12 protein-coding genes and 1 pseudogene are annotated in these 9,826 nt (G+C 73.9%); 4 read left to right on the top strand and 9 right to left on the bottom strand.

Features of this window, described 5'->3' with window-relative positions:
• The 4 genes and pseudogenes from G3I41_RS14650 to G3I41_RS14635 form a co-directional block, all read right to left on the bottom strand.
• Positions 1-427: pseudogene (locus G3I41_RS14650) on the bottom strand (hypothetical protein); the annotation flags it as partial.
• Entirely contained in the window at positions 424-762 is a 339-nt protein-coding gene (locus G3I41_RS14645) for a PadR family transcriptional regulator (protein ID WP_164400646.1), read from the bottom strand. The pseudogene G3I41_RS14650 and the gene G3I41_RS14645, both read right to left, overlap by 4 nt.
• A gap of 25 nt (positions 763-787) precedes the next feature.
• The gene (locus G3I41_RS14640) at positions 788-2,077 is read right to left on the bottom strand and encodes an MFS transporter (protein WP_164400645.1); all 1,290 of its coding nucleotides are present in this window, start codon (positions 2,075-2,077) and stop codon (positions 788-790) included.
• Positions 2,078-2,287: 210 nt separating this feature from the next.
• Positions 2,288-3,244: a LysR family transcriptional regulator gene (locus tag G3I41_RS14635; protein WP_164400644.1), complete on the bottom strand. Its 957-nt coding sequence runs from the start codon at positions 3,242-3,244 to the stop codon at positions 2,288-2,290.
• Positions 3,245-3,334: 90 nt separating this feature from the next.
• On the opposite strand from G3I41_RS14635, the gene G3I41_RS14630 reads away from it, so the two are divergent.
• The 3 genes from G3I41_RS14630 (at position 3,335) to G3I41_RS14620 (ending at position 5,606) form a co-directional block, all read left to right on the top strand.
• Positions 3,335-4,810, top strand: a complete 1,476-nt coding sequence (locus G3I41_RS14630) for an MFS transporter (RefSeq protein WP_164400643.1) — start codon at positions 3,335-3,337, stop codon at positions 4,808-4,810.
• A gap of 64 nt (positions 4,811-4,874) precedes the next feature.
• On the top strand, positions 4,875-5,324 hold the full coding sequence (locus G3I41_RS14625; protein WP_164400642.1) for a hypothetical protein: 450 nt from the start codon (positions 4,875-4,877) through the stop codon (positions 5,322-5,324).
• 57 nt (positions 5,325-5,381) lie between these two features.
• Positions 5,382-5,606, top strand: coding sequence for a DUF2277 domain-containing protein (locus G3I41_RS14620; protein WP_164400641.1), 225 nt, complete (start codon positions 5,382-5,384; stop codon positions 5,604-5,606).
• Here G3I41_RS14620 and G3I41_RS14615 read toward each other — a convergent pair.
• The 5 genes from G3I41_RS14615 to G3I41_RS36850 form a co-directional block, all read right to left on the bottom strand.
• Positions 5,593-6,252 carry a VTT domain-containing protein gene (locus G3I41_RS14615; RefSeq protein WP_026171563.1) on the bottom strand — a complete coding sequence of 220 codons (660 nt, stop codon included), beginning with the start codon at positions 6,250-6,252 and terminating at the stop codon, positions 5,593-5,595. The genes G3I41_RS14620 and G3I41_RS14615 overlap by 14 nt on opposite strands.
• Before the next feature lie 239 nt (positions 6,253-6,491).
• Positions 6,492-6,950: a DoxX family protein gene (locus G3I41_RS14610; RefSeq protein WP_164400640.1), complete on the bottom strand. Its 459-nt coding sequence runs from the start codon at positions 6,948-6,950 to the stop codon at positions 6,492-6,494.
• 468 nt (positions 6,951-7,418) lie between these two features.
• Positions 7,419-8,063, bottom strand: a complete 645-nt coding sequence (locus G3I41_RS14605; protein WP_164400639.1) for an HNH endonuclease family protein — start codon at positions 8,061-8,063, stop codon at positions 7,419-7,421.
• A gap of 381 nt (positions 8,064-8,444) precedes the next feature.
• Entirely contained in the window at positions 8,445-9,107 is a 663-nt protein-coding gene (locus G3I41_RS14600; protein ID WP_164400638.1) for an HAD-IA family hydrolase, read from the bottom strand.
• 195 nt (positions 9,108-9,302) lie between these two features.
• A complete protein-coding gene (locus tag G3I41_RS36850) occupies positions 9,303-9,566 on the bottom strand; it encodes a peptidoglycan-binding domain-containing protein (RefSeq protein ID WP_343242125.1) in 264 nt (87 codons plus the stop codon).
• A gap of 25 nt (positions 9,567-9,591) precedes the next feature.
• Here G3I41_RS36850 and G3I41_RS36845 point away from each other — a divergent pair.
• Positions 9,592-9,826, top strand: a 235-nt coding sequence (locus G3I41_RS36845) for a hypothetical protein (protein ID WP_239081628.1), incomplete at its 3' end; no start/stop codon positions are given.

Here is a 9,826-nt window from a genome sequence, read left to right as displayed (position 1 = left end):
CGAGCTCCTGGACCAGCGCGCCCGCGAACGCGCACCGCGCCCCCGCCGCGAAACGCCCGCCCAGCGCCAGGACCGCCCCCGCCAGCGTCACCAGGTCGCAGCCGGTCATGAGGTAGCTGAGCGGGACCAGGAAGTCCGGGTTCCCGCTCAGCCGCCAGTCGCCGAGCATCGAGACCAGACCGAAGGCGGCGTACGCGGCCGTCGCGGCCAGCGCGAAGGGCGCGGCGGCGGCGAACAGGCGGCCGGCGCGCTGCGCGGAACCCAGGCGCATCCGCATCCGCAGCGCGTGCGCCACGAGGTCGCCCGCCTCCCGGAACCGCGCGGTCCGGCCCGCGCCCTCGGTCGCCTCGCGGTACGCCTCGGCGATCTCCTCCCCGAAGGCGCGGCGGTAACCGGCCGGGTACAGCCGCAGCAGCGGAGTGCTCATGCGGTGGCCGGCTTCCCGGCGGCCCCCAGGCGCCGGGTGGCCTCACGCGCGGTGGCGGCGATCCGCCGTGCCTCGGCGGCCAGGGTCTCCCGGCCGGTGGCGGTGAGCGTGTAGGTGCGGCGGAGCCGGCTGTCCACGACCTCCTCCGCGTGCACCGCGATCAGGCCCTCGTTCAGCAGGCGCTCCAGCGCCCCGTAGAGCGTGCCGGTGCGCATCTTGACCCGGCCGGAAGAGATCGTCTCGACCTCGCGCGCGATGGCGTAACCGTGCCGGGGCTCGTCCGCCAGGGCGGTCAGGAGGAGAACGGTCGGTTCCTGCATCGCGCGTTCGCTCATGTCCGTATCGTACGCGAGGCATGGGTTACTCACCGGCATATGACGGGCCGCCCTGAGCTGCGACGGGAAGCGCCTTCCCCAGGCGGGCCAAGGGGGAGAGCGCCATGAACAGCGGGGAGAGGGCGAGTGCGACCGCCGTGACGAGGAGGCTCGGGCGCAGCCCCCACGTACTCGCGAGGAAGCCGCCGAGCAGGGAGCCGAAGGGGGTGAGACCCATTCCGGCGAAGTTGATCGTCGCCACCACCCGCGCCTGGATGCGGACCGGGGTGACCGCCTGCCGTACGGACATCACCGTGACGTTGACCAGCTGGCCGAACGTACCGAAGACGAGGTTGACGGCCATCAGCGCGGGCAGGACCAGGGGCCCGGAGCCGTGCAGCGCGGGTACGCCGAGCATCACTCCGTCCGCCAGGACCGCCGACCCCACCAGCACCACGCCGTACCCCAGCCGTTCCGGCAGCCTCGCCGCGAGGAGCGACCCGAGCACCGCACCCGGGCCCGTCGCCGCGAGCGCCAGTCCCACCTCGGCGCCGGACAGGCCCAGTTCGCGCGGCAGGAACAGAAGATAGACCGTCATCAGCGCGGCCAGCGAGAACTGGAACAGGGCCGACGCCAGTCCCACCGCACGCAGCGCCGGGTGCCGGGCCACGAAACGGAGCCCTTCGTGGATGCGCCGCAGGACCGGCGCGGGGGCCCCGGCGGGTGCGGGCACGCGTTCCGGGCGGCGGATGCGGCCGATCGACACGGCCGACAGCAGGAAGAAGCCCGCGCCGGTGACGACCGCGAGCAGCGGTGAGAACACCGACATCAACGCCCCGCCGAGCGCCGGGCCGCCGATCCGCGCCGCCGACCTGCTGCCCTCCAGCGCGCTGTTGCCCCGCATCAGCAACTCGCGGTCCACCAGCCGCACCAGCGACGCCTGGTAGGCCACGTCGAAGAACACGCTGCCCACCCCGAGCAGGGCGGCCACCGCGAGCAGGACCGGCAGCCCGAGCACGCCGAACAGAAGCGCCGGCGGCACCGCGGCCAGGGCCAGCGCCCGGCCGAGGTCCGCCGCCACCATCACCGTCCGGGTGCGGCGGCGGTCCGCCCACGCGCCCGCGAACAGCGACAGCAGCAGGATCGGCGCCTGCTCCACCGCGCGCAGCAGGCCGAGCGCACCCGCGTCGGCGTGCAGCGAGACGACGGCGACCAGCGGCAGGACGACCAGGAGCGCCTGCTCACCGAACTGGGAGGCGGTCTGCCCGGACCACAGGCGCAGGAAGTCGGAGTCCCGCCGGAGGGCGGGGGAGGGGGTACGGGAAACGGGATGCACGGGGCCCCTTGAACAGCGGATGGCAAGGCTCCGCCGCCACCGCGCACAGAGGGGTGCGTCGGCGGTCCGGCGGGAAAGGCTCGCTGTGCCGCGCTCGGAGGCAGCACGCGATGACGGGTCGGTCTACGACGTCAGCGCGTGCGCGGGCTACCGGGCAACTTCCCCTCCTCGGGTCGTCGGTCGATCCTCAGGTCGTCGGTCGGTGGGAGGTTAGCCGCCCGGCGGGACGGGGAACAGCGGTTTTCCGGCGTCGCCCTCCGGCGACTCCTCGCGGGCCAGCTCCCGGAAGCACTGCCGCAGCCAGGCGTGCGCCGGATCCGCGTCGTGGCGCGGGTGCCAGGCCATGCCGAAGGGGAGCGGCGGCAGAGGGAGCGGGACCTCGAACGTCCGCAGCCCCAGGGGCTCCGTCAGCGGGCGCGCCCGCAGGGACGTCAGGCCGACCAGGTCGCTGCCGAGCAGGATGAACAGGGACGACGGCAGGGTGCCCACGCTGGCCACGACCCGCCTGCTCAGGCCGAGTTCGGCGAGCGCGGTGTCCACCGGCCCCCGCGTCCGGCCGCGCCGGGACACCGTCACATGGTCGTGGGCGGCGAACCGGGCCGGGGTGACCTCACCGTCCAGGAGCGGATGGCCGGGCCGTACGACGCCCAGCATCCGGTCGGCGTAGAGGTGTTCGCGGCGGACCTCCGGGGAACGCGTGTCGATCACCCCCACCTCCAGATCGGCGGCGCCCTCGCGCAGGAACGGCCCGTCCACATGGCTCTCCATCAGGAAGCGGAGGCGCACGCCCGGTGCCTCCCGGGCGATCCGGGCGAACAGCGCCGGGCCGGAGACCGCCGCCAGGGTGTCCTGGGCCAGCACCGTGAACGTCCGCGACAGCGCGCGCAGATCGACCTTGCCGCCCGACAGGAACACCCCGCGCGCCCGCTCCACGACCGCGCGCACCTCGCCGTGGATGGCCAGGGCGTGCGGCGTGGGAACCATCGCGCGCCCGGCGCGCACCAGCACCGGATCGCCGAGCGCCCTGCGGATGCGCCCCAGGGTGCGGCTCATCGCGGGCTCGGACAGGTGCAGCCGGGCGGCGGCCCCGGAGACGCTGCATTCGTCCAGGAGGACGTCCAGGGCGACCAGAAGATTGAGGTCAAGGCCGGATTGCGTCACGCGCATACATCCCTTGCCGAAGATGCATTGGAAAGCAAGTCGCGCCAACTCTACGGTGGACGCACATCCCACCCACCACGGCTCCCAGGAGGAGCGTTGTCCCCGTATGCCCAGAAGCCCCCGCCCCTTGCCCCAGCCGCGCAGTACGTGCTCTGTGCCTGTGTGCTCGTCGCGCAGGGCATGGTCGCCGCCGTCAACCTGCTCATCCCCCAGCTCGCCGCCTCCACCCTGCATCCCTCCGCCGGCGAACTGCTGTGGTCGGTCGACGCGTACGTCATCGTCTTCGCCGGGCTGCTGATCCCGGCCGGCGCGCTCGGCGACCGCTTCGGACGCAAGGGCGCCCTCCTCGCCGGGCTCGGCCTCTTCGCGGCGGGCGCCGCCGTGAGCGCGCTCGCCACCGTCCCCGCCGTACTCATCGCCGGGCGTGGGGTGTGCGGGGCCGGGGCCGCGCTCATCATGCCCGCGACCATGTCCCTCCTGATCACCCTCGCCCCACCCGCCCGCAGGTCCCAGGCGCTGGCGGCCTGGACGCTCGCCGCCGGTCTCGGAGGCCTCGCGGGCAACGTCGGCGGCGGCCTCGCCGGCCAGTTCTCCACCTGGCGCGCCCTGTTCTGGGCCATGGTGCCGCTCGCCGCGCTGCTCGCCCTCGCCGTCGCCCGCCTCACCCCCCGCAGCCCCGAGAGGACGGACGCCGCGCCCGCCCCGTTCGGCTCGCTGCTGCTCGTCGCCGCCCTCACCGCCCTGGTGTACGGGATCATCGAGGGCCCTCCGCAGGGCTGGGGATCGGCGCGGGTGCTGACCGCCTTCGGCCTCGGAGCCGTACTGCTCACCGCCTTCACCGTCCACGGGCTGCGTGCCGCACGGCCGCTGCTCGACCCCCGGATCTTCGCCTCGCCGGTGGTGCGCGCCGGGACACTGGGGATCGCCACGGCGTTCTTCGGGCTGTTCGCGCTGTTCTACGTCAACTCCCAGTACCTCCAGTACGTGAAGGGCTTCCCGGTCGGCCTCGCCGGGGTGGCGATCGTGCCGCTGACCGTCGGGATGGCCGTCATGCCGAAGTTCGGGGCGCGCTGGCAGGACCGGTACGGCATCCGGCCGGTGGCGGGCGGCGGGCTCGCGGTCATCGGCCTGGGCCTGCTCCTCGTCTCGACCGCCGACGGCGGCACTCCGTACGCCCTGTACGCGGTGTACCTGCTCGTCATCTCCGCCGGTACGGGGCTCTGCGCGCCCGCGCTGACCTCGGCCGTCGTCGTCGGGCTGCCCGCGCACCGCAGCGGGCTCGGTTCCGGGCTCAACACGGCGGCGCGCGAGATCGGGGCGGCGCTCGGCGTCGCCGTCGTCGGCACCGTGCTCGCCTCCGGGACCGGCGCGGGCGGCGCCGGGGCCTCCGGCGCCGCCGCCTTCGTGCCGGCGATGTCCGACGGGCTGCGGGTGGTGGCGGGGGTGCTCCTCGTCGCCACGGTGTTCGTGGTCCTGGGGTCGTCGGGGCGGCCGCGCGGTACGGCGGAAGAGGCGGGGAGCGGGGGCGGGGCGGACGCCGGGAACGTCACCCGTACGGGTGTTTCCGTGTAGCCGCGCCGGGAAGGGCGGCGCAGGGTCGGTCTGACCTGCACTTTCCACCGGCCCTGGAGTCCTCATGGCACAGACCGCGCCCCCGCCGGGCACCCCCTCCTCGTCCTCGTCGCCCTCCGGGCCGCGCCCGGGGGACGAGAACCCCTGGGCCTCCGGCGGCGTCATGTTCGCCGGTGTGCTGCTGATGGTGGACGGGGTGCTCGACGCGATCAAGGGCATCGCCGGTATCGCGTCGGACGACGTCTACGCACGGATCAACGACTACGTCTTCAAGTTCAACGTGACGGCCTGGGGCTGGATCCACCTCATCCTCGGCATCGTCATCGCGGTCGTCGGTTGGGGCATCCTCAAGGGCTCCGCCTGGGCGCGCGGCGCCGGTGTGGGGCTCGCGGCGCTCAACATGGTCGCCAACTTCATGTGGCTGCCCTACCAGCCGGTCTGGGCCGTGGTCTCCCTCGCCATCGACACCTTCGTGATCTGGGCCCTGTGCACGGCACGGAAGCCGGTCATCTGACCGGCCGCTCCCGGCCGGCTCCGTGCCGTTGTCAGTGGCCCGGGTCACACTGGAGACATGTGCCGCAGTATCAAGACGCTCAGACCGCCCGCCCTGCCCGAAGAGGCCACCGAGGACGACATCCGCGCCGCCGCCCTGCAGTACGTCCGCAAGGTGTCGGGCTTCCGCGCCCCGGCCGCGCACAACAGGGAAGTCTTCGACCGCGCCGTGGACGAGATCGCCGAGGCGACCGCCCGGCTGCTCGACGGCCTGGAGATACGGGGTGGTGTCAGGACGCCATAGGGGGCGCGGCGGCCGCGGCGGCGGCCGGACGCCGCATGAGCAGCGCGGCGAAGGAGCCCGCGAGAAACAGGGCGAGGACCGAGACGGCCGTCCCCAGCCAGCTCGCGCCCAGCCACTGTGCGCCGAAGTAGCCGAGCCCCACGCTGTAACCGGCCCAGGCCACGCCCGCGACGGCCGACCAGGGCAGGAATTCCTTCACCTTGCGGTGCGAGGCCCCCGCGCCCAGCGAGACGACCGAGCGCCCGGCCGGGGCGAAGCGCGCGATGACGACGAGGATGCCGCCGCCCCGGCTCAGGGCGGCGCCGAGGCGCTCCTGCGCGGAGGTCAGGCGGCGGGAGCGGGCGATGGCCCGGTCCAGCCGCTCGCCGCCGTGCCGGGCCAGCCGGTAGGCGGCGAAGTCGCCGAGCACCGAGGCGGTGGCGGCGCACAGGACGAGGGCCAGCAGGGAGGGGACCTCGGTCACCTGGCGGGCGGCGCCCGCCGCGTCGGCGGCGACACCGGTGGTGCCGGCCGCGGCGGCCGTGGCGGCGGTGATCACCAGCACGCCGCTGGGCAGTACGGGGAGGAAGACGTCCAGCAGCACGGAGAGGGCGACCGCGACATAGATCCATGGGCTGCCGGTCAGCGCACCCACACTCTCGAGCACCTTCTACTCCCCGATCGGTGACAACGCCGCGACGTCGCAGGGGAGCGGCAGGAGCGGCAGGTTCAGCTGTACAGCGTACGCCTGCCGTTCACCCGGTGATCCATATATATGCGTGATGTTGGGCACCCCGGTGGGGGCCGGGGCGGGCGCGTACCGCCGGGGAGCGGTTTCCCGGCGGTACGCGTGGGGTGTGCGGGGCCCGGTCGGTCCGGCGGGCCCGGGTGGAGCGGGGAGAGGGGTCAGACAGCGACCGGGGAGCTCTGTTCCGGGGTGCGGTCCCGGTCCTGGCGGTCCGGGGTGCGGGCGGTGAGGAGGTTGTCCAGGGCCAGGGCGCCGGGGCCGGTGAAGACGAGCAGCAGGAAGACCCAGCAGAAGACGGCCGACGGCTCGCCGCCGTTCTGCAGGGGGAGGAGGCCGTTCGACTGGTGGACCGTGAAGTAGGCGTAGGCCATGGAGCCGGACGAGATCAGGGCGGCGAACCGGGTGCCGAGGCCCAGGGCCACGAGGACGCCGCCGACGAGCTGGATCACCGCCGCGTACCAGCCCGGCCAGGTGCCGGCGGGTATGGAACCGCCGCCGTGGGCGCCGCCGAGGACGCCGAAGACCGAGGCGGCGCCGTGGCAGGCGAAGAGCCCGCCGAGGACGATGCGAAAGAGCGCGAGGACATAGGGCTGCGCCCGGTGGAGGTGTGGGGTCATGGGGGAGGGACTCCTTCGGTCTGGTGGGGACGTGAACCGACTGGGCGCAAAAGATTAGGTAGACCTCACCAATACTTGCAAGTTCAACGTTTTGTCGACTGGCTGAAACCGGATGGGCTGTTGTGAGCCGTTCGGTGCGCCAATAACGCCGCGAACTGGGCAGCCTCGTTCCGCTGCTTGGCCTGAACCAATGGCGGCGCAGTTTTCCGGCCACGGGCGTCCGGTCTCGCCGGCCGGCGCTCCCACCACGGCACCCCCGGCGTTCACCGGAGCCCCACTGGAGTTCCGGGCCGCTCGGGCCCCGTTGAGGGGCCGTCGGCCCGGCGGCCGGCCGGACGGCACCGAACGGCTTGTCATGAACAGCAGTAGTAGGCCGAAAACACGTCGGTGGCCCCGCCGGCCGGCCCGTCGTTCGGGCATCGGCCGGTGGGGCCACCGGGGTGGGGTCGCGGTCGGGTGCTCCTCGGCTCAGCAGCCGCTGAGCGCGGACTGCAGGGCCGTCTTCTCGGCCGAGTCGACGGACAGCTTGTAGTAGTGCTTCACGTGGACCCAGGCGCGCACGTAGGTGCACTTGTACGCGGCGCGCGGCGGCATCCAGGACGCGGGGTCCTGGTCACCCTTGGACTGGTTGACGTTGTCCGTGACCGCGATCAGCTGCGGGCGGGTCAAGTCGTTCGCGTACGCCTGGCGTTGGGCGGTGGTCCAGCTGGACGCGCCCGAGCGCCACGCCTCGGCGAGCGGCACCATGTGGTCGATGTCCAGGTCGGAGGCGGCGGTCCAGGTGGCGCCGTCGTACTGCGAGTACCAACTGCCGCCGGTCGCCGCGCAGCTGGAGTCCTGGGTGACGTTCGTGCCGTCCCGCTTCAGGACGGTCTCGCGGGTGTTGCAGGCTCCCGACTGGGTGATCCAGTGCGGGAACTTGTCCCGGCTGTACCCGCTGGAGGAGCCCTCCGCCTTCACGGTCAGCTCGCTCAGATACGTGCGGGCGGTGGACGCGGAGACCGGGGTGGGCATGGCGGCCTGGGCGCTCGGCGCGGTGAGCAGGCCGGTGGTGGCGGCGAGTGCGGCGGATGCGGCGAGGACGGCTATGCGACGCGCGTAGACACCTGACATGCGAACTCCCTTGGACGTGGGGGGATGTGGACGGGCCGTCATGAACGGCCCGGCCATCGTGGCGGCGCCCGGTTTCCGTGGGGTGGGCGCCAGGTAACAGAGTGGCGACATGGGCACGTCACATCAAGGGATCTGGCAGAAGGGTTCGTGGCGCGGGGGGCGTGCGGATCCGTGCGCGCGGGCGCGGTGAGCCGGTCCGGTGCCGCGCCGGACGCCGGTGACCTGCGCGAGGGCGCACGCGTACGGCCCCCGCCCGGGGTGGGCGGGGGCCGTACGGAGATTCGTGGTACTGGTGTGTGACGTGGGGTCAGCGGCCCCGGGGCGGGCGCGGGAGGTACCGGCGCGGGCGGCGGGCGGGGTGCCGCGCGTCCCGCCGGGAGACTACCGCGCCTCGAAGTGCAGTGTGATCGCGCCGTCCGCCGCCGCCTCGACGCGCAACTGCGTCAGGTCGGCCACATGGGCGTCCGGCGCGTGGGCACCCGCGCGCGGGCCGACGCCCACCACGCGCATACCGGCCGCCCGGCCCGCCGCGATGCCCGCCTCGGAGTCCTCGAAGACCACGCAGTCCGCCGGGGCGAAGCCCAGAGCCGCCGCGCCCTTGAGGAAGCCCTCCGGGTCCGGCTTGCTGGCCCCGACGCTCTCGGCCGTGACGCGGAGGTCCGGCATCCGCAGTCCGGCGGCGCCCATCCGGGCCGTCGCCAGAGCCAGGTCCGCCGAGGTGACCAGGGCGTGCGGCAGGGCGGCGATGGCGTCCATGAACGCGGGGGCGCCGCCGATCGCGACGACGCCGTCGGTGTCGGCGGTCTCCTCGGCGAGCATCACCTTGTTGTCCGCGTGGTTCTGCTCCATCGGGCGCTCCGGGAGCAGGACCGCCATCGTGGCGTAACCCTGGCGGCCGTGGACCACCTTCAGCGCCTCCTCCGGGTCCAGCCCGTTGCGCAGCGCCCAGCGCCGCCAGCAGCGCTCCACGACGGCGTCGGAGTTCACCAGGGTGCCGTCCATGTCGAGCAGCAGTGCTTTGGCGGTGAGGGCGGTGGCCGGCATGGGCGGGCTCCAGAGCGGGGGGAAGCGAACGCCGCGGAGGTGGGCGGCGCGGGAGAACAAGCGGCCCCCGCCCGCCGGTCAGGGTGTGCGCGCAGGGGCCACTTTGTTTCTCCACGATACAAAAACGCGGTCGCGAATGCGAATCGCTGCCCGGTGCGGGGCGGGGGGAGCGCGCCGCGTGCCCGCCGGACGCCGTCAGCGGCGTCCGCGCCCCGTCGTCCTCGCCTCCAGGGCGCTTCGGGTGTTCGGGCCGTAGACGCCCTCCGGGTCCCCCTTGATGCTCCACCAGGTCTGGAGGTCGCGCACGGCCCTCTCCGTGCGGTCCCCGTAGTCCGAGTCGACCGGGCCGTTGTACACCCAGACCTCACGCAGCCGGTTCTGGAGCTCCGCGACCTCGGCGCCCTGGTCGCCCCGCCGCAGCGTCCCCGCGTCGTCCGGCGCATCGGGCGGCGGGGCCACGCCCTCGGCCGGGCCGCTGCTGCTCGTGCTGACCGACGGCGACGCCGCGGCGCCCGCGCCGGGGGCCGCGGAGGACGCGGTGGCGGAGCGGGAGGGGGAGGGGGAGGCGGAGGCCGAAGCGGAGGCGGACGCCGACGCGGAGGGTGAGGCGGACGAGGGGGGAGAGGCGGAGCGGCTGGGCGAGGCGGAGGCGGAGGGCGAGGCGGACGGGGCGGCCTCGTCGCTCTCCTCGGGGAGGCTGGTCACCGTGGACGGCAGGG

The sequence above is a fragment of the Streptomyces sp. SID9727 genome (genome assembly GCF_010550605.1).
Lineage (GTDB): Bacteria > Actinomycetota > Actinomycetes > Streptomycetales > Streptomycetaceae > Streptomyces.
This window is presented reverse-complemented; position numbering and strand designations above follow the sequence as displayed.

Bases quoted from the DNA above. Each gene is read 5' to 3' on its own strand.
- G3I41_RS14605 (WP_164400639.1), bottom strand. From the start codon at position 8,063: ATGTCAGGTGTCTACGCGCGTCGCATAGCCGTCCTCGCCGCATCCGCC.
- G3I41_RS14635 (WP_164400644.1), bottom strand. From the start codon at position 3,244: ATGCGCGTGACGCAATCCGGCCTTGACCTCAATCTTCTGGTCGCCCTG.
- G3I41_RS14620 (WP_164400641.1), top strand. From the start codon at position 5,382: ATGTGCCGCAGTATCAAGACGCTCAGACCGCCCGCCCTGCCCGAAGAG.
- G3I41_RS14645 (WP_164400646.1), bottom strand. From the start codon at position 762: ATGAGCGAACGCGCGATGCAGGAACCGACCGTTCTCCTCCTGACCGCC.
- G3I41_RS14610 (WP_164400640.1), bottom strand. From the start codon at position 6,950: ATGACCCCACACCTCCACCGGGCGCAGCCCTATGTCCTCGCGCTCTTT.
- G3I41_RS14625 (WP_164400642.1), top strand. From the start codon at position 4,875: ATGGCACAGACCGCGCCCCCGCCGGGCACCCCCTCCTCGTCCTCGTCG.
- G3I41_RS14600 (WP_164400638.1), bottom strand. From the start codon at position 9,107: ATGCCGGCCACCGCCCTCACCGCCAAAGCACTGCTGCTCGACATGGAC.